Genomic DNA, 22,178 nt, shown 5'->3' with positions numbered 1-22,178 from the left:
CCGGGTCGATTCCACTGCCTGATGGTGGTTGGCCGCCTATTCCTGGACCGATTTCGACAACAGGAGCGCGATAAATATCAGGCCAATCCGATCTGCTCCGTGTAGGCGCCGTGAACTTCCTCGAAGACCTCCATGATCTCGCCCATCGTGGCGTAGGCCTTCACGGCGTCGACGATGTAGGGCATCGTGTTCTCGCCGGCCTCGATCGCTTCACGGAGGGTATCGAGCGAGTCCGCGACAGCCTCGTCGTCGCGTTCGTCCTTGACCGCTTCCAGGCGCTGGAGCTGGCGTTCCTTCGTGGCTTCCTCGTCGACGTGGAGCAGGTCCGGACTGGTGTCTTCTTCCAGGGTGTACTCGTTGACACCGACGACGACCTCCTCCTCACGTTCGACGCGTTCCTGGTACTCGTAGGAGGCTTCCTGAATCTCTCGGAGGAAGAACCCGTCGTCGATGCCCTGCAGGATGCCGTCGCGAACGGAGCCGTCGCCGAGGTCTTTGATCTCCTCGATGTAGGCCATCGCCTTCTCCTCGACCTCGTTGGTGAGGCTCTCGACGGCGAACGAGCCGCCGAGCGGGTCCACGATGTCGGCGGCGCCGGACTCCTCGGCGATGATCTGCTGTGTGCGCAGCGAGACGCGGACGGCGTCTTCGCTCGGGAGCGCCAGCGCCTCGTCGAAGCTGTTGGTGTGGAGGCTTTGCGTGCCGCCCATCACGCCCGCGAGCGCCTGGATCGTCACGCGGACGACGTTGTTGAGCGGCTGCTGGGCGGTCAGGGACTGACCCGCAGTCTGGGTGTGGAACTTCAGGCGCTTCGACTCCGCCTGCTCTGCATCGTACCACTCGTCCATCACGCGGGCGTAGATGCGCCGGGCGGCGCGGAACTTCGCGACCTCCTCGAAGAACGAGTTGTGGCAGTTGAAGAAGAAAGACAGGCGCGGGGCGAAGTCGTCCACGTCGAGGCCGCGATCCATCGCGTCTTCGACGTAGCCGAAGCCGTCCGCCAGGGTGAAGGCGAGTTCCTGCACCGCGGTCGAGCCGGCCTCGCGGATGTGATAGCCCGAGACCGAGATCGGGTGGAACTTCGGCGTCTCCTGGGCGCTAAACTCGACGACGTCGGTGACGAGGTCGAGGGAGGGCTCCGGCGGGATGGTCCACTCCTTCTGGGCGATGAACTCCTTGAACATGTCGTTCTGGAGGGTGCCGCGGATCTCCTCGCGGGGAACGCCCTGTTTGTCGGCCAGGGCGACGTACATCGCGTAGATGACCGGCGCGGAGGGATTGATCGTGAAGGACGTCGAGACTTCGTCCAGGTCGATCCCGTCGAAGAGAATCTCCATGTCCCGAAGCGTGTCGACGGCGACTCCCTCTTTGCCGACCTCGCCCTGGCTCATCCGGTGGTCGGAGTCAAGCCCCATCAGCGAGGGCATGTCGAACGCCGTCGAGAGCCCGGTCTGGCCCTGGTCGATCAGGTAGTGAAAGCGCTCGTTGGTCTCCTCGGCGGTGCCGAAACCGGCGAACTGGCGCATCGTCCACGTTCGCCCGCGATACATCGTCGGGTACGGGCCGCGCGTGTAGGGTTCCTCGCCCGGGAAGCCCAGATCCGCGTCGTAGTCGAGGTCGGCGACGTCGTCGGGCGTGTAGAGCCGATCGACCTCGAGGTTCGAGACCGACGCGAAGCGATCCTTGCGTTCGCCGAAGCGATCGAGTACCGGATCCAGTGTCTCCGATTCCCACCGGGACTCGGCCTCCCGGATCTCGGAGAGCTCCTCCTCGTCGTACATGACCCGAGGTTACACAGGTATCGACATTAGCCTTCGGGAACGGTGCGACGGTGTGGTTCGGGCCAGCGATCCCGCGTCGTCCCGGGAGCAAAGACAGTGGCGTCGACCGTCAGTAGTGGCCCATCACACCCAGCCGCCGTGCCCGACGAACGCACAGGCGGAAGACGAGATAGCCCACGAGCGGGTACGCCACGGCGGTGAAGAGGAGCAACCCGAGATCGGCGAGCGGGAACGTCCAGAGGACCTGCCCGTCGCTCATCGAGGTCTGTAACATGGCGCTCCCCATCGAGAGCGGGAGCAGGCCGACGGCCCAGTGGGCGTTCGTCACGGGTGCGACGATGAGCCCGATGAACGCGAACTGCATGAGTTGCTGGACGTTCTCGATGCGCTTGTAGAGCAGCGAGAGTCCGGCGAAGACGAAGCCGACGCCGAGGACCGAACAGACCGCAAGCACCGTCACGACCGAGATGGTCAGGACGTCGACGGTCAGCGTCCGCCCCGTCGTGACGAGCATGACCACGAGCAGGATCAGGGCGATGGCAACGCTCAGGGCGACGTTCCAGACGGACTTGACCGCCATCACGCGGCCGATGCCGTGTGGCGACATGAACAGCTGTTCGAGCGTGCCCCACTGGGCCTCGCTCTGGATGTTCGCCGCCGTCCCGAAGAACGCCGAGAGCGTCGCCGTAAAGAGGAAGAAGCCGACGACGATTCCGTCGAGCGAATCCTCGATGGCCGGGCCGGCGACGGCCTGTCCGCCGTAGAAGATCATCGCGAAGAAGAAGTAGGTGGTGACGAGCATCGCAGCCGTGTTGACCCAGTAGCGCCTGAGGAGGACGAGTTGCTTCTCGAAGATGGCCGTCGTGAGTCGGCGAAGCGACGCGACGGGCGATCGGCGGTACTTGGGTTCGGCTGTCGTTCGACGCTGCTCGTCTTCGGCTGTCTCTTCTCGAGTGCGTTCCGCTCCGCCAGTGCCGTGACTCATTCGTCGTCCTCCGAGTCGGTCACGTCGAGGAAGATTTCCTCCAGGTCCGGTTCCAGCAGGTCGACGGACCGGAACGCCGCCTGCGACGTGCGGATCGTCGCCAGCATCTCGTGAAACGCGTCACCCTGGACCGCCGGGGCGTCGAACTGCGTCGTCTCCCCCTGTTCGACCCAGTCGGTCGCGTTGACGGTCGACTCGAGTGTCGATTTCGTCTCGGCGGTGAGTGTCCCGTCGAGGCGGACGCGGTAGGACTGCGTTCGGAACACCGAGAGGAGGTCGTCGATCGTCTCGTCGGCCACGACGCGACCCTCGTTCATGATCACGACGCGGTCGCAGACGGCCTCGATGACGTCCATGTCGTGGCTCGAGAGGATCACGGTCCGCTCCTCCTCGTCGACGAGCGTCCGGAGCTCACGGCGCAGATCGAGCGAACTCTCGACGTCGAGTCCGAGCGTCGGTTCGTCGAGGAAGACCACCGGCGTCTCTCGGACGAGCGTACACGCCAGCGAGGTTTTCTGTTTCATCCCCCGGGAGAGTTCGTTGACCGTGGTGTCGGCCTTCTGGGTGAGGCCCACCTGCTCGATCAGCGCGTCGATCCGATCCGGGTCGGCCGGCCGATCACCGAGTCGCGCGAAGTAGCGAACGTTCTCGCGAACGGTGAGGCGCCAGTAGACGTTGCGTGCGCCCTCTAACATCGCGCCGACCGCACGATAGCCCACTCTGGGCGAGTCGATAACGTCGACACCATCGGTCAGCGCTTCGCCCGCATCCGGCAGGATCAACCCGAGCAGGAGTTTGATCGTCGTGGTCTTGCCCGCCCCGTTCGGCCCGAGGATGCCGACGACCGTCCCGCGCTCGATCGCAAGGTCGACGTCGTCGACTGCCGTGACCGCGTCGTCGCCGCTGCCGTACGTCTTCGTGAGCCCGCGAGCCTCGACGATGGGGTCGGTCGAGGGGGACGCCGGTGGCGCCGACTCCGGCGATGTCGATTCGCCGTCACCACCGGTCCGGTCACCCGAAGGGACCGTCTCCACGGCCGCTCGGTCGGCCGAGTCGTTGGCCGTGTCCGTGTTGGTCATTCACTCGCGCCAACGAGTGGTTGGCGTATAACCATTTCCGTCGAACGGGGCCCGACGGCCGGTCGCTCCACAGGCGACGCTCGTTGTCACTCGCTTTCGGATTGTAATCGCTTCGTCGTCTCGACGAGCGGATGGCGAGCGTAGTCGACGACCTCGATGTCGTCGATCGAGGTCAGGTTCTCCTTCTGGGCCGTCCGGGCCATGCCCAGATCGAGCGGCTCGCCCGTCTCGATGACGTAGGCGTCCATCTCGTCGATGTCGAGGCGATCCGCGGCGAGGACGCGGTGGTGGCCGTCGGCGAGCAGAATCGCGCCGGCGTTGTCGATGACCACGAGGGGTTCGGCGAGGCCGTGTTCGAGTTCGTAGCGCCGGCCCTCTAATTCGTCGGCGTAGACCCGTCCCTGGGTGGGGACGAGGTCGTCGAGCGGGACTGTCCGCCGCGTGCGCTCGAAGTTGACGCCGTGGATATTCTGCAGCGTCCGGATGAGTTTTCCGACCTTCTCGGGCGTGGCGCGCTCGATCTGGCTGCGGATCACGTCCGCGTTCGAGATGATACCGACGAGGTTGCCCGCGTCGTCGACCACCGGGAGCTTCTGGATTCCCGAGCGTAGAATTACGCGGGCGGCGTCGGTCACTTTCATCTCGGGGTGGGCGACGATGAGGTTCGTCGACATCACCTTCCAGATCGGCTCGCCGTCGTCGGCGAGCAACAGATCGCGTGCGCTGACGAACCCTTCGACGCGCCGGCGATCGCAGACGGGATAGCCGCTGTGATTGTCGCTCTCGGCGATGCGGACCGCGACCTCCTCGACCGTCGCCTCCGGGGCGACCGTCGCGACGTCCTGGGTCATATACTCGCCAACCTGGGGCTTGCTCCCGCGCCACGCCTCCTCCATACGTCGCCGAACACGTCGCGTGCGCAAAAACCTGCTCCTCTCTCGATCACCTTCACTGTCACTCGCGCTCCCGTTCGACCGCTCTCAGACCGGTCGTTTCCAAGAACCACCTGACCGCGATCCAACCCGACGACGCACTCGCTAGGTCGACCGTTCGCCCTCGTCGCGGGACACGACGCCGGAACGGGCCGGGTCGAACAGCAACTCACTCTCGCGCGTGTAGCCGCCTTTCGGTACGTCGGGGATCGAGTCGATCGCCTCGATAAAGCGGTGTTCGACGACGTCCTCGACCGCCGAAACGATGACGGCGGCGTGATCCGGTCCGTCGCCGTCGGTTCCGTCGGCGTCGCCGCTCCCGAGGACGCCGATTTCGAGCTGGGCACCGGCCATGTCGCTGTGACCGCCGGCGCTGCCGATCGGTTCGAAGGCGTCGCGAATCACTTCGCCGACGTCCTGTTCGTCGTCGCGAGACCGAGCCGAGAGGTAGACCATGTCGTCGATGAACCCGTAGACGAGCGTCGTGTCGACGCCGTCCATCGAGAGCAATCGGTCGGCGGCCTGGGGGAGGGCGTCACGGCTCGCGATCTGCCCACAGCTCGAGACCACGACGTCGCCGTATCGCTCCCGGTTTTTGATCGCGCGGGCGATCGTGTCGACCGTCTCTCCGTCGACCGTCGGCCGTTCGATGCGGTCGAGTGCCGTCTGATCGACGTGGGGGCTGAGCGCCGCGGCCGCGCGGAAGTCGAGTGCCGTCGTCTCGCGCGTGAAGTCGTTCGTGTCGATGCGAATCCCGAAGAGGAGCGCCGTCGCCGTCTGTCGATCGAAGCCGACGCCGAAGCGGTCGACGTATTCCGTCATGACCGTACTCGTCGCCCCGGCCAGGTGCCGGATGTCGACGAACGAGCCCGCCACCGGGCCGCGAGGTGGGTGGTGGTCGATGACGATATCCACGTCGGCGTCCGTCGCCAACCCGTCGTTGATCCCGGGCCGGGAGTGATCGACGAGGGCGACGCCGTCGTAGGCATCGATCGCGCTGGCCGCCTCGAGGTGGCGGACTTCGAGGTCGAGGACGTTGAGCATCGCCCGATTCTCCTGATGTGAAATCTCCCCGTAGTAGCAGGCGTCGGCGTCGATACCGACCGATTCGGCCAGCGCGACGAGAGCGATCGCGCTGGCGATGGCGTCCGGGTCCGGGTTGTCGTGTGTGACGACGGCAAGTCGACCGTCGATCGCCGAGAGCGCCGACCGGAGCCGTCTCGCCCGCTCGGCCGCCGGACTCGCTCCCTCTTCGAGGACGCGATCGGCGAGCGCCCGTGCGCCCTCCACCACGTCGTCGGCGATCGTCTGGAGCTGCTCGACGACCGTCTGCGTTGGATCGGCGCCGGCGTAGACGATGAGTCGGGCCTCGGGAAATCGGTCACGAGCCAGGGTGGCCACCGCCAGATTCTCGTCTGCCCGATCGCCGGCGACGAGGATCGTCCCCGGCGGGTCGAGGTCGTCGAGCGTCGCGGGCTCCGTCGGATCTCCCCGCCTGGCCGGGACGCCACGGTCGCGGAGTCGATTGACGACGGTTCGATCGGCGTCGATGCCGAGGACTGACGTCGGCTCTGCCCCAAGTGACTCGGCGAGACGCTCACCGACGTCGCCACACCCGAGGATCAGCCGACGGACCATGGGCGGAGTTCGGCCGACGCGTGTAAAAGCTACCCGGGTTCAGTGCTCGAGCGCCGATCAGGAGGTGAGCACTGCCGTCGCCGCGTCGAGTGCCGAGTCGGCGATCGGCCCGAAGCCGGGGAGGACGACGACGGTCATCACGGCGGCTGCGATGAGGGCCGCGTAGAGGCCCACCGGCTGGGCGAGCGACCCGTGGTCGGTCACCGGCTCTTCGAACCAGACCGCCTTCACCAGTCGCGAGTAGTAGTACAGCGAGAGTGCGCTGTTTACCACGAGCGCACCGGCGACGAACAGCATGCCGGCCTGGAGCGACCCCCAGAAGAGGAGGTACTTGCTCAGGAACCCGCCCAGGGGCGGAATTCCGGCCAGGCTGAACATGAACACCGTCAGCGCGACGCAGGCGATCGGTGCGCGTCGACCGAGTCCGTTGTAGTCGGCGAACGTACGGCCGACGCCCCAGTACTCGGCGAGCGCGACGAAGAGGAACGCGCCGGTGTTCATGAACGCGTAGACGAACAGGTGCATGAGCGCGGCGCCGAGGACGAGTTCGTTCGCCCCGGCCCCGACGCCGGCGAGGCCGATCAGCGCGTAGCCGGCGTGACCGACGGAGGAGTACGCGAGCATCCGCTTGACGTTCTCCTGGACGGCCGCGGCGAAGTTGCCGATCGTCATCGTCGCGACCGCGAGGACGGCGAACGCGACCGACCAGTCGAACCCGACGAGCCCCGCCGTCGCCTCGACGGGGAATGCGGTCGTGAACACGCGAATCGCGATCACGAAGCCGGCGGCCTTCGAGGCCGACGAGAGGAACGCCGCGATCGGTGCAGGTGCGCCCTCGTAGGCCTCCGGCGCCCAGAAGTGAAGCGGGACGCTCGCGGTCTTGAACGCGATTCCGACGAGGAGCAACACGATCCCGACGCCGAGCAGGCCGTCGTGGCCCGCGACGTCGTGGGCGTTGCCGGTGAGGACGTGCTGGCCCGTCTCGCCTGTGATCGCCTCGGCGACGAGATCGAGCTGGAGGACGCCCGTCGCCCCGTAGACCAGGCTGATCCCGTAGACGAAGATGGCCGACGAGAGCGCGCCGAGCAGGAAGTACTTCAGTCCCGCCTCGACGCTCCCGCGATTGTCCTTCAGGATGGCCACGAGCGCGTACGACGGCAGGCTCGCCAGTTCGAGTGCGAGGAAGACGGTGACGAGGCTGTTGGCCGCGGCCATCGTCGCCATGCCGGTCGCCGCGAGCAGGACGAGCGAGTAGTACTCGCCCTGGTGGGCGTGGCCGTCCATGTAGTCGTAGCTCGCGATCGCGACCAGCGCCGTGACGATCGCCGTCACGAGCATGAAGAACAGCGCGAGCTGGTCGACGACGAGCTGACCGTCGAAGAGGGAGATGACGCCGGCCCCGTCGGGCTCGGGGACGCCGACGCCGGCGATCATGTACCAGACGCCGACGCCGAGTGCGAGAAGCGAGCCCGCGGCGGTCGTCCCCGCGAGCAGCCCTCGGTCCGGTTCGTGCGGTCTTGCGCTGTCGAACACGAAGACGACGAGCGCCGTCAGTCCCAGGACGAGCGCCGGGCCGAGCGCCGCGGCGTCGGGGAGCTGGACGGGTTCGATCACGCCGCCTCACCTCCGTAGGCCGCGACGATCGGGTCGGTCGCGTCGGTGATCATCCCGAAGATGGTGTCGGGGGCGACCCCGAGGACGACGATCAGCGCGAGCAGGACGAGCATCGGCGCGACGTCGTGAAGCGGCGCGCGATCGAGCTCGTAGTCCGTCTCCAGGGCGAACGGCCCGAAGAACGTCCGCTGCATCGCGAACAGCAGGTAGCCGGCGACGATGACGATGCCGAACATCGCCACGCCGGTAAAGAGCGGCGCGTAGGAGAGCAACTCGGAGCCGAAGGCGCCGTAGAAGATGCTGAACTCGGCGTAGAAGCCGGACATGAGCGGCAGGCCCATGTAGCCGAACGCGCCGGCAACGAAGATCCAGCTCGCGACTGGCATCTTCGCCGTGATCCCGGACATGTCCGTCACCATTCGGGTGTGTGTCGCGTTGTAGACGACGCCGACGGCCATGAACATGAGCCCGGAGATCAGCCCGTGGCTCACCATCTGGAAGGTCGCGCCGCCGATACCGAACTGCGTGAACGCGACGAGTCCCAGGATGACGTAGCCCATCGACGAGACCGAGGAGTACGCGACGATCCGCTTTAAGTCCGTCTGGGCCAGTGCGAGCATCGCGCCGTAGATGACGCTGATCACGGCGATCGCGGCGATCGGGATCGCGAACGTCTCGACCTGTTCCGGGAACATGGTGAAGTTGAATCGCAGCAGGGCGTAGGTCCCCATCTTCAGCAGGACGCCGGCCAGCAGCACCGACGCGGGCGTCGGCGCCTCGACGTGGGCGTCGGGGAGCCAGGTGTGGAACGGGACGATGGGTACCTTCACCGCGAAGCCGAGGAAGAGCGCGACGAAGATCGCGGCCGACAGTTCCGTGGCACCCAGTCCGAACAGTGAGGTTCCGTCCGGAATGCCGCCCGCGTGCATCGCTTGCGTGATCTCCGGCAACGCGAAACTCGAGACGCCGCCGTCGCCCCCGAGGGCGAAGACGAGCGTCACGAACGCCCCGAATAACACGAGCGAGGCGACGTTCGTGTAGACGAAGAACTTGATCGCGGCGTACTTGCGTCGCGGCCCGCCCCAGACGCCGATCAGGAAGTACATCGGGATGAGGACGGCCTCCCAGAAGACGAACCACAGGAGGAAGTCGAGCGCGACGAAGACGCCGAGCAGGTTGGCCTCGATGAACAGGACGAGGCCGTAGAACTGCGACTGGCGCTCGTCGATCGGCGTCCACGACGAGAGGATCGCGAGCGAGGTCAGGATCGTCGTCAAGACGACCAGCGGCAGGCTGATGCCGTCCAGTCCGACGAACCAGCTCACGGCGTACTCGCCGACCTGGAACCATTCGGCCTGGGACTCGAACGCCAACTGACCGCCGGAGAGCAACGCGTTGCCGCTCCCGTCGAACGCCGTCAGCATCCACAGCGAGATGCCGGCGGGCAGCAGGCTGATGGCGAACGCGAGTTTGCCGGCGATTCGATTCGGCGCGAGGAACGTGACGGCCGCGCCAACGAACACGACCGCGAGTAACAGCTCGATCATCACAGGAACCAGCCTCCGTTGATACCGAGAACGACCAGTAACGCGAGCACACCGAGTATCACGAGCGCCGCGTAGTCGGTCACCTGCCCCGTCTGGAGCCGTCTGAGTCGCTCGCCGCCGAAGCGGCTGACGCTACCGACACCGTCGACGACGCCGTCGATAGCTGTCTGGTCGAACCGGTCGCTCGCCCGGGCCAGCGGCAGCGTGAGGCCACGTGCAAGCCAGACCTGGTACTCGTCCTGGTAGTAGTTGGCGACGGCGAGGTCGCGAAGCGAGCCGAGGCGCTCGGTGTGGCGCGTCGGCTCCGGGCCGCTGTACAGTGTCCAGGCGAGCCCGGCGCCAGCCAGCGCCAGGCCGAGCGAGAGGGCTGCAGAGAGGATCACCGTCCCCTCAGGACCGCCGATGTACTCGTGGCCGTAGTGGACCGTCTCGCTGTAGGCGTGGTAGGTCAGCCCGTCGACCGAGCCGACACCCTGTCCGTCGAGCCATCGTTCGAGGAACGCAACCTCGAGGCCGGCGAGCTCCTCGAGCGGCTTCAGATTCATCGCCCCACCGACGAGCGCCAGGACGCCGAGTACGGCCAGCGGAATCTTCGCTGGCAGGCCGATCGCGTGGGGTGATTCGGCAGCCTCCGACCGGGGCTCGCCGTGGAACGTCAGCCGGACCATCCGGATCGTGTAGAATCCGGTGAAGAACACGGCGAGTAAGGCCATCGCATACGCGGCGAGGATGAGTGGCTCCGAGAGTCCGACGATGAGTGCATCGTAGAGCACCTCGTCCTTCGACCAGAAGCCGCTGAACGGGATGATGCCCGCGAGCGCGAGCGAACCCGCGAGGAAGGAGTAGTAGGTAACGGGCATCTGCTCTTTGAGCCCGCCCATCTTCCACATGTCCTGCTCGTGGTGCATCGCGATGATGACCGCGCCGGCCCCGAGGAAGAGTAGCGCCTTGAAGACGGCGTGGTTGAGCAGGTGGAAGACGCCGGCGACGTAGCCGCCGACGCCCATCGCGAGCATCATGTAGCCGTACTGGCTGATGGTGGAGTACGCGAGCACCTGTTTCACGTCGTCTTTGACACAGCCCATCGTCGCCGCGAACAGTGCCGTAAAGCCGCCGACGAACGCGATGACCGCGAGCGCCGTGGGCGACAGCGCGTAGTAGCCGAACATCCGGGCGACGAGGTAGACGCCGGCGGCGACCATCGTCGCCGCGTGGATGAGCGCCGACACCGGCGTCGGACCCTCCATCGCGTCTGGCAGCCACGTGTGCAGCGGGAACTGGGCGGACTTGCCGATTACGCCGCCCAGGACGAGGAGACCGGTGATCGTCACCCAGGTGTCGGCGTCGAAGCCGAAGAAGGTCTCCGAGTCGATCGCCGACTCGGCCGCGGTGACGAACGACGCGTCACCGGCGAAGGAGAGTGTGCCGTAGGACGCGGCGATGGCGACGACACCGATGAGGAAGAAGAAGTCCCCGAAGCGCGTGACGAGAAACGCCTTCTTCGCCGCGGAGGGCGCCGATTTCGTCCGGTACCAGAAACCGATGAGGAGGAACGAACACAGCCCAACCAGCTCGAAGAAGACGAACGACATCAGCAGGTTGTCCGCGACCACGAACGCGAGCATGCTGAACGTAAAGAGCCCGAGGCCGGCGTAGTATCGCGGCAGGCCGGTCTCGCCCTCGGCGTTCATGTAGCTCAGGCTGAAGACGTGGACGAGGAAGGCGATCAGCGAGACCACGACCAGCATGGCCGCCGACAGCGGGTCGATCAGCAGGCCGAAGTGGAACGTGATCTCGGGCGTCTCGAACCACGTATACACCAGTTCGTTCGTCGTCTCGCCGCCGGCGACGGCCGCGGCCATCACCAGCGAGAGCGCGAGCGATCCGCCAGTCGCGACGATGCCCGGGATCGCGCCGCCGAGGGGGAGATAGCGGCCCACGAGCAGCGTGATCGCGAACGCCACCAGCGGGAACAGCACGATTGCGGGCGCGAATGTAAACAATCCTTCCATATTACCACCTCATCGTCGTCGGTACCGAGACGTCGATCGTCCCGAAGTTGCGATACAGTACAAGGATGATCCCGAGGCCGATCGCGACCTCCGCGGCCGCGAGTCCGAGGACGAACAGCCCGAACACCTGTCCGGTCAGCGTGCCGTGGTACAGCGCGAACGCGACCAGATTGATCACGGCCGCGTTGACCATCAGCTCGACCGCCATCAGGAACATGAGCGCGTTGCGACGGGTCAGGATGCCGAACAGCCCGATGCAGAACAGGCCGGCCGAGAGCAGGACGTAGCCCTCGATAGCCATCATGCTCCGTCACCTCCGTCGGTCGTGGCGTCGCCAGCTGTCGGCGACGCTGTCTCGGCCTCTGACGCCGGTTCGCCGTCGATCTTCGTTGCTCCGTCAACTGCACCGCCGTCGGTCGCGGCCGTCCCGTTTGCCTCGGTGTCGTCGGTCGACCTGGTCGACGGGCCGTCGAACGCGCTCGGGCGAACCGACTCGTCGGGGCCTTCGCGCGTCGCGAGCACGAGCGAGGCGTCGAGCGCCGCGTCCAGGACGACCGCGATCAGGAGGAACGAGACCAGGAACGACTCCGTGTTCGTCTCCTGCAGTTCGGTGAAGTCGAACAGTGCGTAGCCGATCTCGGCGGTGACCGAGAGCTCGTCGGGGAAGCCGACGTAGCCGGCAAAGTCGGTCCCGACGACGACGGCGGCGAACACGCCGAACAGGGCGATCGCAAGGAGCCCGGGCACGAGTCGTGAACTCAGTGAGACGAGTCGTGGTCGGCTCATCGGCCGGTCACCTCCCCGTCTCCCGTCGCCGTCTCCGGCGGCGTCTCACCGGCCTGGGTGAGCATGACGGCAAAGGAGATCAGCACGAGGACGCCACCGACGTAGACGAGCACCTGGATCACCGCGAGGAACTCGGCGGTGAGCATCACGTAGTGGACGGCCACCGAGAGCAGCGAGACGCCGAGCATGAGCGCGGAGTGCCACGGGTCCCGGAACAGGACGACGCCAGCCGCACTGGTCAGCGTGACGGCGGCGAACAGGGCGAAGGCGGCGGTCTCCATCATTGGTAGTCCACCTCCCCGTCGCCCTCGCCGACCCAGCCGCCACGGTCGGGTTCGCGCACCTCCAGCGGGTCGATGTCCTTGTACCAGGGGACGGCCTTGAGCTGTTCTTTGTTGTAGACGAGTTCGGACTTCGTGTCCCCGGTGAACTCGAAGTTCTGGGTCAGCAGGATGGCGTCGGTCGGACAGACCTCCTCACACAGCCGGCAGTAGACACATTGGCCGATGTGGAGGTTGTACTGCTCGCCGTTTCGCTTGTCGTCCATCACGATCTGGATGGTGTCGTTCGGGCAGACCTTCTCGCACTGGCGACACCAGATACAGCGCTCCTGGCTGAACTTGTGGACCCCGCGAAAGCGCGGCGAGACCTTCGGCACCTCGTCGGGGTAGGCCACGGTGTACACTTCGCCGTCCAGTGCGTGCTTCATCGTCGTCGCCAGTGATTTGAGTAGTCCGATCATGCGAAGAACACCCCCACGATCCCTGCCGTCAGTAGCAGGTTCGCGAACGAGAGCACCAGCAGCCCCTTCCAGCCGATCTCGATCAGCTGGTCGATCCGGACGCGGGGCATCGCCGTCCGGAACCACTGGGTCAGCAGGAAGAACGCCACGACCTTCGCCAGGAACCAGACGATTCCCAGCGCGGCCGGACCGGGCCCTGCCGGGCCACCGAGGAACAGCGTCGCCATAATCGCGCCGGCGAGGAAGATGTGCAGGAACTCCGAGAGGTAGACAAGCACGAAGTAGATGCTCGAGTACTCCGTCTGGTAGCCGGCGACGATCTCGGTCGGGGCCTCCGGGACGTCGAACGGGTTCCGGCCGACCTCGGCCATCCCCGCCGCGAGGAACAGGACGAACGCGAACGGGTTGACGAACGCGAACCAGGCCGGGATCGAGATCGGTCCGAGCTGGACGAGCGTCTCGGCCTGCACGGCGACGATCTCGCTCATCTGCAACGACCCGGTGTAGAGGATCACCGACGCGCCGGTGACGATCAATGGGATCTCGTAGGCGATGTTCTGCGCGGTCGCACGCAGGCCGCCCATCAGGGCGAACTTGTTGTCGGAAGCGTAGCCGGCGATCATCATCCCGAGCGTCGACAGCGAGGCGATCGCGAACGCAAAGAGCAGACCGACTTCGGGGTCGGCGAGGTGGATCCCGCTCCCCATCGGGATCACGGCGAACCCGAAGATCGCGGAGAAGACCATGATGATCGGCGCGATGTCCCAGGCGGGCCGGTCGACGCCCTTCGGCACGATCAGCTCTTTCGACATGAGCTGGATCGCAGCCGCCGGGATGATGAACAGACCCCAGGGTCCGTGTTCGGTGATGGCGTAGCGATCCGAGAAGTCAGCGAAAATCTTTCGCTTGCCCCACGGGCCGGCGAACGCCGCCATCACGAGCAACACGTTCGCGATGAGGAACGCGGCGACGAACGCGGTGATCGCCTGGCCGATCAAGCCGAGGTCGCCGAGTCCGAACAGATCGCTGATCGCATCGGGGAGCGGCATGGCCGTCGCCACTGTCTGGGGCACCATTACCGGTCCACCTCCCCGAGGATGACGTCGATACTGCCGAGCGTGGCGATCAGGTCGGCGACGTACTCGCCGTTGGCGGCCTCGCCCAGCACCTGCAGGTTACTGAAACACGGGCTCCGGATCTTGAAGCGCGCCGGTTTGTCGGAACCGTCGGAGCGAATGTAGATGCCGAGTTCGCCCTTGGCTCCCTCGACGGCCCGGTAGACCTCCGCGTCGGCGTCGGGTTTGAGGGTCCGGGGAACGTTCGACTGGATCTCCCGGTCGTCTTCATCCCAGTCTTCCAGGATGTCGACGCACTGGTCGACGATCTTCGCCGATTCCTCGAGTTCTTGCATGCGAACGAGCATGCGCGCGTAGTTGTCGCCTTCGTCCTGGACGGCGACGTCCCAGTCGAGTTCCTCGTAGTAGCCGTAGGGGTCGTCGCGGCGCAGGTCGTAGTCGATCCCGGAGCCACGGGCGACGGGGCCGGTGCAGCCGTAACTCTTCGCGGTTTCCGCGTCGAGGTGGCCGGTGCCGATACAGCGACGCTGGAAGATCTCATTGTTCGTCAGCAGGTCGTGGTACTCGTCGACCGAGCCCTCGAAGCTGTCGAGGAACGTCCGGATGGACTCGAAGAAGTCCTCGCGAGGTTCGGGCAGGTCCCAGACGACCCCGCCGAGCCGGAAGTAGTTGAACATCATCCGCTGGCCGGTGAGGTCCTCGAGAATGTTGAGGACATCCTCGCGATCCTGCCAGGCGTACTGGAAGGTGACGGTGAAGTCGCCAACGACGTCCAGTGCGAACGCACCGATCGAGATCAGGTGAGCGGCGATCCGACAGAGTTCCGCCCCCATCGTCCGGACGACCTGGGCGTACTCCGGTACCTCGATGTCGGCCATGTCTTCGATCGCTCGCGCGTAGGACCACTCGTTGAGCAGGCCCGCGGAGACGTAGTCCCAGCGGTCTGGGTAGGGCATGATCTGGTGGCGGTAGGTCCCCTGCTGGCACATCTGCTCCTCGCAGCGGTGGAGGTAGCCGATGTCGGGGTCGACGTCGACGACCGTTTCGCCGTCGAGCACCGTCTTCAGGTGGAGCACACCGTGGGTCGCCGGGTGGTGCGGACCGATGTTGAGAAACATCGTCTCTCCCTCCTCGTCGTGGTGATGCTCGGCGATCGGGTTGGCGTGTTCCGACAGGCTGACGAGCTGGGGTTTGTCCTGATCGTAGTCGAGTCCCAGCGGGTGGCCCTGCCAGGTCTCCGGCAGGAGGATCCGTCGGAGGTCGGGGTGATCCTCGTACTCGATCCCGACGAGGTCGTAGGCCTCTCGCTCGTGCCAGTCGGCGGTGCGGTAGACGGCGTCCGCGCTCTGGCTGACCGGCTCCTCTTTGGCCGTCGGCACGACGACGCTGACCTCCTGCGTGCGGTCGTCGTACTTCGACAGGTGGTAGATGCTCTCGTAGCGGTCGGCGTACTCCTGAGCGGTGACGGATGAGAGGTGGTCGAAGCCGCCCTCGTCGCGCAGCGCTCGCAGCGACGACTGTACCTCGTCCGGCCGGATCACGACGCCCTGGGCGTTGACGTGTTCTTCCCAGCCGATGGCGTGATCGCCGAGGATCGATTCGAGCGACTCCCGGTCGTCCGTTCGTGCGAGCGGATCCTCGTGTGGTGCTTCCAGACTCACGGTGAGTCACCCCAGTTGTATCGCATGACGAGGGTCTCCTCGTCGATATCGTTCGCGAGCTCGCGGACGACCTCGTCGCGATCGAGGTCGCCGAACTCCTCTAGCTCGTAGGGTTTGACGGTGACCGGGGCGGATTCGCCGTGCTGGACGCGATCCTGTAGCTTGCGGATGCCGTAGATCAGCGCTTCCGGTCGTGGCGGGCAGCCGGGGACGTGGATGTCCACCGGGATGATCTCCTCGGCGCCTTTCACCACGTTGTAGCCTTCCTGGAAGGGGCCGCCGGAGATCGTACACGAGCCCATCCCGACGACGAACTTGGGCTCGGGCATCTGGTCGTAGAGGCGTTTCATCCGCGGGCCGAACTTCGAGACGATCGTCCCGGGGACGATCAGCAGGTCCGCCTGTCTGGGCGAGGCGCGGGGAACGCCGGTCCCGAAGCGGTCCAGGTCGTGGCCCGGCATGTACGTCCCCATCATCTCGATCGAACAGCAGGCGATACCGAACTGGAGGACGAACATCGAGGCACTGCGCGCCCAGTTCAGGAAGGCGTCGAACTTCGTGAGGATGAAGGGTGTCGACCCGAACAGCTCCCGAAGTCGAGAGTTGAACCGGTCGTCGACGTCTCCCATTCGGGCCTGCTGTGTCTTCGACGCGACGTCCCGCGGCCCTGTCGTGTCGTAGGTGTCGTGTGAACTCATTGATTCTGTGTCGATCGCCAGTCGGTTGTCTCACTACGCGCCCAGCTGACGGCACCGTTGCGCCAGGCCCAGACCAGCCCGACGATGAGAATGCCGAGGAACGCGAGCATCGGGGCCAGCACGGCGACCACCGACGGCCCGCCTTCGAGGGCGTCACGGTAGGTGACGACCCAGGGGAAGATGAACGCGGTTTCAACGTCGAAAATAACGAACAAAAGAGCAACCATGTAGTACTGGACGTTGAAGCGGAACCGCGTTCCGCCGGTCGGGATCTCCCCGCTCTCGTAGGTCTGGCGTTTGCCGTCTTCGGGGACGCTCGGCCGGAGCAGGCTCGACAACGTGATCATGCCGATCGGCAAGCCGACCCCGATGAGGGCCATCGCACTAATCGCTATCCACGCGGTACTCATCTCGCGTTTGGCTTGGGTATAACCCTATTTAAGAATTCTCAAAGCCTCAGACGGGCGTGCGCGCCCGATTCGGTCCGTTCGGTACGCTCCGTCGATCCCATCGGCGGGACGGGCTGACGCCGCGATCGTGGGGCCTACTCCTCGCGATCGGCGGCGAACGCCTCGGTGCCGCGGTCGTGGAGGTCGCGGGAGACGGTTCCTACCCCCGAGCGGAGCTCGTCGTGGTACGCCACCAGTCGGTCGCGGATCTCGTCGTGCTGGCGAGCGAGAATCTGTGCCGCAGAGAGCGCGGCGTTGAACGACTTGCCGGCGTCGACGGCGACCAACGGCGCCCCCGTCGGCATGCCGATGACGCTGTCGACGGACTTCTCCTGGACGGGGACCCCGATCACCGGCAGCGGGTAGGCGATCGAGGCGGTCATGTTAGGCAGGTCAGCCGACTTGCCACCTGCGCCCGCGATGATGACGTCGAGGCCCCTGTCCTCGGCCGTCTCGGCGTACGCCGTCATCAGGTCGGGCGTGCGGTGGGCCGAGGTGACGTACGTTTCGAAGGTAAAGCGCTCCGCCGGTGGCGCTTCGAAATCCGTCTGCTCGTCGAACCCGAGCTCGTCGACGAACGCGTCGTAGGCGCCGCGGCGGCGACCCCCGGTCATCATGGTCTCGAGGTCGGAGTCGCTCCCCATGACGATCCCCACGTCGGGCGTTTCGGCGGCCGGACGATCCTGCGTGGCCTCGTCGTTGAGCCGATCGATCAATTCGGAGACGGCCGTTTCGCTCATACGAGCGAATCTGCAGGCACGGGCAATGAAAGGTACGGGTTCCGCGCTGGGACCGCTGTACGGTGAAAGAGAGCAGCGACCGATTACGCGAACGTCACGTCCTGCCGAAGCTCGGTCGCGCGCGAGAGCAGCGTTTCGATGTCGTCGCCGTCGGTCCCGGTCACCGTCACGTGTCCCATCTTCCGGAGCGGCCGCGCCTCGGCCTTCCCGTACCAGTGGAGGTGGGCGCCGTCGGCCTCGTGGATGCGGTCGACGTTCGCGAGCGCGGCGGGCGTGTCCTCTTCGACGTCGCCGAGCAGGTTGGCCATCACGGTCGGGGATCGCAGCGTCGTGGAGCCCAGCGCCCATCCCAGCACGGCGCGAACGTGCTGTTCGAACTGCGACGTCTCGGCGCCCTCGATGGTCCAGTGCCCGGAGTTGTGCGGGCGCGGGGCGATCTCGTTGAGCAGGATTTCACCGTCTCTGGTCTCGAAGAACTCGATCCCGTAGACGCCACGACCGTCCATCACGTCGAGCACGTCTAGCGCGACCTCCCGAGCCCGCTCCCGTGCCGCGTCGCTCGAGCGCGTCGGGACGATCGTCTCGCGGAGGATCTCCTCGCGATGGACGTTCTCGCCAACGGGGAAGGTCGCCACCTCGGTTGCGCCGGATCCGCTCGCACCGTCGTCGGTTTCACCGGTCGCGTCGTCGGTCGCACCCTTCACGGCGATGACGCTCACCTCGCGCTCGTAGTCGACGAACGACTCGACCATGGCGGGACCGGCGACGGCGTCCAGCGCGTCCTCGGCGTCGGCTTTCGACTCGACGGGGACGTTGCCGCGGCCGTCGTAGCCGCCGGTGCGGGCCTTCAGCATGACCGGCGCGCCGTAGTCGTCGATGGCGTCGCGAATGTCGTCGGCGTCCTCGACCGCACGGAACGGTGGGACGGGGACCCCCGCGTCCTCGAGTTCGCGTTTCTGGACGAGTTTGTCGTGAATCGTTCGCAGTGTGGACGGCTTCGGATGGATCGGCACGCCCGTCTCGGCGCTCACCCGTTCCAGCGCGTCCTGATCGGCCAGTTCGATCTCGAACGTGAGGACGTCCGACCGCTCGGCGAGCTGGTGGATGGCCTCCTCGTCGTCGAAATCGGCGATTAGCTGGTCCCGGGCGACGGGAGCGGCCGGGCAGTCGGGCGTCGGATCGAGCACGACCAGCTCGACGCCGAGCGGTGCCGCCGCCTCGCCGAGCATCCGTCCGAGCTGTCCCCCACCGACGACCCCGAGCGTGGGTCCTGGCGTCCGTAACGTCGTCATTGGGTGGCCGTTTCGGCGGTCGGCGCTTAAGAATTCTCACTCGGTTTGGACCGGGACGGTCCCGTGGCGACCGTCCCACGGCTCTCACCGCTTGCCACGCGTCGCACGGCGTGTACGGAACGATGGACGAGTGGTACGTGTGTTCAAACAGCCTCCCGAATCGTCCGTCTGACTCTCCCGTGCCGTCTGTTTCGACGCTCTCCCGTCCCGATGTGTCAGTGAACTACTCGCAGCGAAATATCCACGTAACGCTGTATCACCACGTACTACGGACTCCGTTTGATTGCCGCGAGCGGGTGAATGTACGGAGTGAACAAATTCGAAAAATAGCTAGAAAACCGATGATGAAGTGCAATCGGGCCAACTCGGCATTAACAATATAACGCACCAGTGGCCATCGGATATGGGTCTCACCCCCTCCAGAAGACGTGTGGTCATATCGAGTGGGCTGCTCACTGCTGGTCTCGCCGGTAGTCTGGGTGCCGCTCAGGAAGGAAGCGATACAGGCGGCCCGCCCGCGAACCAGGTCCAGATCCAACAAGACGGCCCGGCACCGGTGGATCTCGGGACAGCCTGTGATTTTTCGATCCTGGCCAAATCGGGGATAGACAGCGTCCCCAATTCCGACGTCGCGGGGGATATCGGCGTCAGTCCGATCGCGTCGACCGCCATCACTGGATTCGATCTGACGCTGGATTCAACCACTGGCGCCTACTCGACGTCGACGCAGGTGGACGGACGGGTGTACGCGGCCGATTACTCGGAGCCGACCCCGTCCAGATTGACTACGGCCGTAAGCGATATGGAATCCGCGTTCACCGACGCGTACGGACGCGTCCCGCCGGACTTTACAAATTTAGGCGGCGGCAATCTTGACGGAGAAACACTGACTCCGGGCGTGTACAAATGGGATACCGGCCTCTCGATCGACGGAGATATCACCCTCGACGGGGGTCCAGACGACACCTGGATCTTCCAGGTCGCGGGCGGCCTCAGCGTGGCGAGCGGGGTGACTATCAATCTGGAAGGGGGCGCGCAGCCCGAAAACATCGTCTGGGTGGTCGCCGGCGGTCCCGGCGTCGAGATCGGAACGGACGCGGACTTCGCAGGGATCGTCCTGGCCCAGACGGCGATCAACGTGCTCACCAACGCGACGGTGGACGGCTGTTTGTACGCCCAGACCGCCGTCAATCTGCAGATGGCGACGGTTACCGGATGCGACTGCGATCTCGTGGACCTGCAAGTGGACGCGGCCTGCGTCGACGAGGACGGGGAGATCACGGTAACGAACCCCAACGACGTCTCGGTGATGGTGACCGTCACTGGTCCCGATGCGTACGAGGAGACGATGGAGGTTCCCGCCGGCGGGTCGGCAACGTGGGGGGCGCTCGCGGACGGAACGTACTCGCTCGAGACCGACAATATCGCGATCGGTCTCGATATCACCACGCTCGACATTAGTTGCGATGCAGCCATCCCCGACGTCGTAACGACGCCGGCGACGGAGGTCAACGGCTCGACCGCGACGCTCAACGGTGAGTTGACCGATCTCGGGGACTTCGACACGGTCGATGTCTTCTTCGAGTGGCGCGAGCTCGGCACGGACGAGTGGATCGCCACCGACACGCAGACGCTCGACGCGCCCGGCGACTTCAGCGCCGGAATCGAGGGCCTCGAACCCGGCAACACGTACGAGTTCCGGGCGGTCGGGCTGGCGAACGGCGAACGGGTCGAAGGGGCCACGCTTCGGATCATCAAGACGGTGCCGGGCGTCCCGCAGGTCATTACGTCGCCGGCGACAGAAGTCAACGGCTCGACGGCGACGCTGAACGGCGAACTGCTCGATCTCGGCGACTACGACACAGTCGACGTCTTCTTCGAGTGGCGCGACCTCGGCACGGACGAGTGGATCGCCACCGACACGCAGACGCTCGACGCGCCCGGCGACTTCAGCGCCGGAATCGAGGGCCTAGAGCCCGGCAGTACGTACGAATTCCGGGCGGTCGCGGTGACCGATGGCACGCGCGACGAAGGGGCCATCATCGAGTTCACCAAAGCCGAACCCGGTGCACCCATCGTCGAAACCCAGATGGCCACGGAGGTCAACGGCTCGACGGCGGTACTCAACGGTGAGTTGATCGACCTCGGCGACTACGACGCGGTTGACGTCTTCTTCGAGTGGCGCGAGCTCGGCACGGACGAATGGACCGCGACCGAGACCCAGACGCTCGACGCGCCCGGCGACTTCGACGCCGAGATCGCGGGCTTAGAGCCCGGAAGCACGTACGAATTCCGGGCAGTCGTCGTGGCTAATGGCGCGCGCGAGGAAGGAACTATCGTCTCGTTCACCAAAGCTGAAGCCGGCGTTCCTAGCGTCGAGACACAGCCGGCGACGGAGATCAACGGCTCGACGGCGGTACTCAACGGTGAGTTGATCGACCTCGGCGACTTCGAGACGGTCGACGTCTTCTTCGAGTGGCGCGAACTCGGCGCGGACGAGTGGATAACCACCGAGTCTCAGACGCTCGACGAACCCGGCGACTTCAGCGCCGGAATCGAGGGCCTCGAACTCGGTTCCACGTACGAATTTCGGGCCGTCATGGTCGCGAACGGCGACCGCTTCCTCGGGGCCACCCTCTCGTTCACCAAGCTGGCGCCGGAAGATCTAGCGGTCGAAACGAAGCCAGCAACCGAGGTCAACGGCTCGACCGCGACGCTCAACGGCGAACTGCTCGAACTCGAGGGTGCGGAGGAAGTGACCGTCTACTTCCTGTATCGCGTCGAGGGAACTGAGGTGTGGACGTTTACCGACGAGCAGGTCCTCACCCAAACCGGACCGTTCAGCGCGACGGCCACCAATCTCGAGACCGGCACGACCTACGAGTTCCGGGCGGTCGCCCAGGTGGAAGATACGGTCGTCTACGGTGACATTCTGGAGTTTACGAAGGCGCCTGACGACGGAAAGAAGTGCAAGAAGAAAAAGCGCGAATACGAGCGCGCGAAACGTGAGTACGAGAAGTACGAAAAGAAATACGAGAAAGGGAAGGTGAACAAGAAGCAACTGAAAAAGAAGCGACACGCCTACGAACGCGCAAAACGCGAGTACGAGAAGTGCAAACGGGCGGGTAAGAACCCGGCTTGATTCG

19 protein-coding genes are annotated in these 22,178 nt (G+C 65.5%); 1 reads left to right on the top strand and 18 read right to left on the bottom strand.

Annotated elements, in window-relative coordinates; translation table 11 throughout:
- Nucleotides 1–77: 77 nt before the first annotated feature.
- The 18 genes from C479_RS04640 to C479_RS04555 all read right to left on the bottom strand — a co-directional run bounded on the left by C479_RS04640 (nucleotide 78) and on the right by C479_RS04555 (nucleotide 19,032).
- Entirely contained in the window at nucleotides 78–1,781 is a 1,704-nt protein-coding gene (locus C479_RS04640) for a methylmalonyl-CoA mutase family protein (RefSeq protein ID WP_007698579.1), read from the bottom strand.
- A 109-nt stretch (nucleotides 1,782–1,890) separates the two neighbouring features.
- Entirely contained in the window at nucleotides 1,891–2,766 is an 876-nt protein-coding gene (locus tag C479_RS04635) for an ABC transporter permease (RefSeq protein ID WP_007698577.1), read from the bottom strand.
- A complete protein-coding gene (locus C479_RS04630) occupies nucleotides 2,763–3,845 on the bottom strand; it encodes an ABC transporter ATP-binding protein (protein ID WP_007698565.1) in 1,083 nt (360 codons plus the stop codon). The genes C479_RS04635 and C479_RS04630 overlap by 4 nt, the downstream gene beginning before the upstream one ends.
- An 86-nt stretch (nucleotides 3,846–3,931) precedes the next feature.
- Nucleotides 3,932–4,741 carry a CBS pair associated ParBc domain-containing protein gene (locus tag C479_RS04625; RefSeq protein ID WP_007698562.1) on the bottom strand — a complete coding sequence of 270 codons (810 nt, stop codon included), beginning with the start codon at nucleotides 4,739–4,741 and terminating at the stop codon, nucleotides 3,932–3,934.
- Nucleotides 4,742–4,882: 141 nt separating this feature from the next.
- Complete coding sequence (locus C479_RS04620) at nucleotides 4,883–6,415, bottom strand: DHH family phosphoesterase (protein ID WP_007698559.1); 1,533 nt, start codon at nucleotides 6,413–6,415, stop codon at nucleotides 4,883–4,885.
- Between the two features lie 57 nt (nucleotides 6,416–6,472).
- The gene (locus C479_RS04615) at nucleotides 6,473–8,026 is read right to left on the bottom strand and encodes an NADH-quinone oxidoreductase subunit N (RefSeq protein ID WP_152415807.1); all 1,554 of its coding nucleotides are present in this window, start codon (nucleotides 8,024–8,026) and stop codon (nucleotides 6,473–6,475) included.
- Nucleotides 8,026–9,579: a complex I subunit 4 family protein gene (locus C479_RS04610; protein ID WP_007698554.1), complete on the bottom strand. Its 1,554-nt coding sequence runs from the start codon at nucleotides 9,577–9,579 to the stop codon at nucleotides 8,026–8,028. Before C479_RS04610 ends, C479_RS04615 begins: the two co-directional genes overlap by 1 nt.
- A complete protein-coding gene (nuoL, locus tag C479_RS04605; protein WP_007698551.1) occupies nucleotides 9,576–11,588 on the bottom strand; it encodes an NADH-quinone oxidoreductase subunit L in 2,013 nt (670 codons plus the stop codon). Before nuoL ends, C479_RS04610 begins: the two co-directional genes overlap by 4 nt.
- A 1-nt stretch (nucleotide 11,589) precedes the next feature.
- Nucleotides 11,590–11,892, bottom strand: coding sequence for an NADH-quinone oxidoreductase subunit NuoK (gene nuoK / locus C479_RS04600; protein WP_007698548.1), 303 nt, complete (start codon nucleotides 11,890–11,892; stop codon nucleotides 11,590–11,592).
- On the bottom strand, nucleotides 11,889–12,374 hold the full coding sequence (locus tag C479_RS04595; RefSeq protein ID WP_007698545.1) for a hypothetical protein: 486 nt from the start codon (nucleotides 12,372–12,374) through the stop codon (nucleotides 11,889–11,891). The genes nuoK and C479_RS04595 overlap by 4 nt, the downstream gene beginning before the upstream one ends.
- On the bottom strand, nucleotides 12,371–12,655 hold the full coding sequence (locus C479_RS04590; RefSeq protein WP_007698542.1) for an NADH-quinone oxidoreductase subunit J: 285 nt from the start codon (nucleotides 12,653–12,655) through the stop codon (nucleotides 12,371–12,373). Before C479_RS04590 ends, C479_RS04595 begins: the two co-directional genes overlap by 4 nt.
- Nucleotides 12,655–13,116, bottom strand: a complete 462-nt coding sequence (locus tag C479_RS04585; protein ID WP_007698540.1) for a NuoI/complex I 23 kDa subunit family protein — start codon at nucleotides 13,114–13,116, stop codon at nucleotides 12,655–12,657. The genes C479_RS04590 and C479_RS04585 overlap by 1 nt, the downstream gene beginning before the upstream one ends.
- Nucleotides 13,113–14,192: a complex I subunit 1/NuoH family protein gene (locus C479_RS04580; protein ID WP_007698537.1), complete on the bottom strand. Its 1,080-nt coding sequence runs from the start codon at nucleotides 14,190–14,192 to the stop codon at nucleotides 13,113–13,115. Before C479_RS04580 ends, C479_RS04585 begins: the two co-directional genes overlap by 4 nt.
- Nucleotides 14,192–15,853, bottom strand: a complete 1,662-nt coding sequence (locus C479_RS04575; protein ID WP_007698534.1) for an NADH-quinone oxidoreductase subunit D — start codon at nucleotides 15,851–15,853, stop codon at nucleotides 14,192–14,194. Before C479_RS04575 ends, C479_RS04580 begins: the two co-directional genes overlap by 1 nt.
- Complete coding sequence (locus C479_RS04570) at nucleotides 15,850–16,551, bottom strand: NADH-quinone oxidoreductase subunit B (protein WP_007698532.1); 702 nt, start codon at nucleotides 16,549–16,551, stop codon at nucleotides 15,850–15,852. Before C479_RS04570 ends, C479_RS04575 begins: the two co-directional genes overlap by 4 nt.
- A complete protein-coding gene (locus C479_RS04565; RefSeq protein ID WP_049907070.1) occupies nucleotides 16,548–16,961 on the bottom strand; it encodes an NADH-quinone oxidoreductase subunit A in 414 nt (137 codons plus the stop codon). The genes C479_RS04570 and C479_RS04565 overlap by 4 nt, the downstream gene beginning before the upstream one ends.
- Nucleotides 16,962–17,095: 134 nt before the next feature.
- On the bottom strand, nucleotides 17,096–17,740 hold the full coding sequence (locus C479_RS04560) for an AIR carboxylase family protein (RefSeq protein ID WP_007698528.1): 645 nt from the start codon (nucleotides 17,738–17,740) through the stop codon (nucleotides 17,096–17,098).
- Nucleotides 17,741–17,823: 83 nt separating this feature from the next.
- Nucleotides 17,824–19,032, bottom strand: a complete 1,209-nt coding sequence (locus C479_RS04555) for a 5-(carboxyamino)imidazole ribonucleotide synthase (RefSeq protein ID WP_007698526.1) — start codon at nucleotides 19,030–19,032, stop codon at nucleotides 17,824–17,826.
- Between the two features lie 430 nt (nucleotides 19,033–19,462).
- On the opposite strand from C479_RS04555, the gene C479_RS04550 reads away from it, so the two are divergent.
- Nucleotides 19,463–22,174: an ice-binding family protein gene (locus tag C479_RS04550; protein WP_241430159.1), complete on the top strand. Its 2,712-nt coding sequence runs from the start codon at nucleotides 19,463–19,465 to the stop codon at nucleotides 22,172–22,174.
- Nucleotides 22,175–22,178: the final 4 nt, after the last annotated feature.

It is taken from the genome of Halovivax asiaticus JCM 14624 (genome assembly GCF_000337515.1).
GTDB lineage: Archaea > Halobacteriota > Halobacteria > Halobacteriales > Natrialbaceae > Halovivax > Halovivax asiaticus.
Note: the sequence above shows the minus strand (reverse complement) of the source record. Positions and strands in the feature narration are given on the sequence as shown.

Coding starts and splice junctions, on each gene's coding strand:
- C479_RS04640 (WP_007698579.1), bottom strand. CDS start 1,781: ATGTACGACGAGGAGGAGCTCTCCGAGATCCGGGAGGCCGAGTCCCGG.
- C479_RS04635 (WP_007698577.1), bottom strand. CDS start 2,766: ATGAGTCACGGCACTGGCGGAGCGGAACGCACTCGAGAAGAGACAGCC.
- C479_RS04630 (WP_007698565.1), bottom strand. CDS start 3,845: ATGACCAACACGGACACGGCCAACGACTCGGCCGACCGAGCGGCCGTG.
- C479_RS04625 (WP_007698562.1), bottom strand. CDS start 4,741: ATGGAGGAGGCGTGGCGCGGGAGCAAGCCCCAGGTTGGCGAGTATATG.
- C479_RS04620 (WP_007698559.1), bottom strand. CDS start 6,415: ATGGTCCGTCGGCTGATCCTCGGGTGTGGCGACGTCGGTGAGCGTCTC.
- nuoL (WP_007698551.1), bottom strand. CDS start 11,588: ATGGAAGGATTGTTTACATTCGCGCCCGCAATCGTGCTGTTCCCGCTG.
- nuoK (WP_007698548.1), bottom strand. CDS start 11,892: ATGATGGCTATCGAGGGCTACGTCCTGCTCTCGGCCGGCCTGTTCTGC.
- C479_RS04595 (WP_007698545.1), bottom strand. CDS start 12,374: ATGAGCCGACCACGACTCGTCTCACTGAGTTCACGACTCGTGCCCGGG.
- C479_RS04590 (WP_007698542.1), bottom strand. CDS start 12,655: ATGGAGACCGCCGCCTTCGCCCTGTTCGCCGCCGTCACGCTGACCAGT.
- C479_RS04585 (WP_007698540.1), bottom strand. CDS start 13,116: ATGATCGGACTACTCAAATCACTGGCGACGACGATGAAGCACGCACTG.
- C479_RS04580 (WP_007698537.1), bottom strand. CDS start 14,192: ATGGTGCCCCAGACAGTGGCGACGGCCATGCCGCTCCCCGATGCGATC.
- C479_RS04570 (WP_007698532.1), bottom strand. CDS start 16,551: ATGAGTTCACACGACACCTACGACACGACAGGGCCGCGGGACGTCGCG.
- C479_RS04565 (WP_049907070.1), bottom strand. CDS start 16,961: ATGAGTACCGCGTGGATAGCGATTAGTGCGATGGCCCTCATCGGGGTC.
- C479_RS04560 (WP_007698528.1), bottom strand. CDS start 17,740: ATGAGCGAAACGGCCGTCTCCGAATTGATCGATCGGCTCAACGACGAG.
- C479_RS04555 (WP_007698526.1), bottom strand. CDS start 19,032: ATGACGACGTTACGGACGCCAGGACCCACGCTCGGGGTCGTCGGTGGG.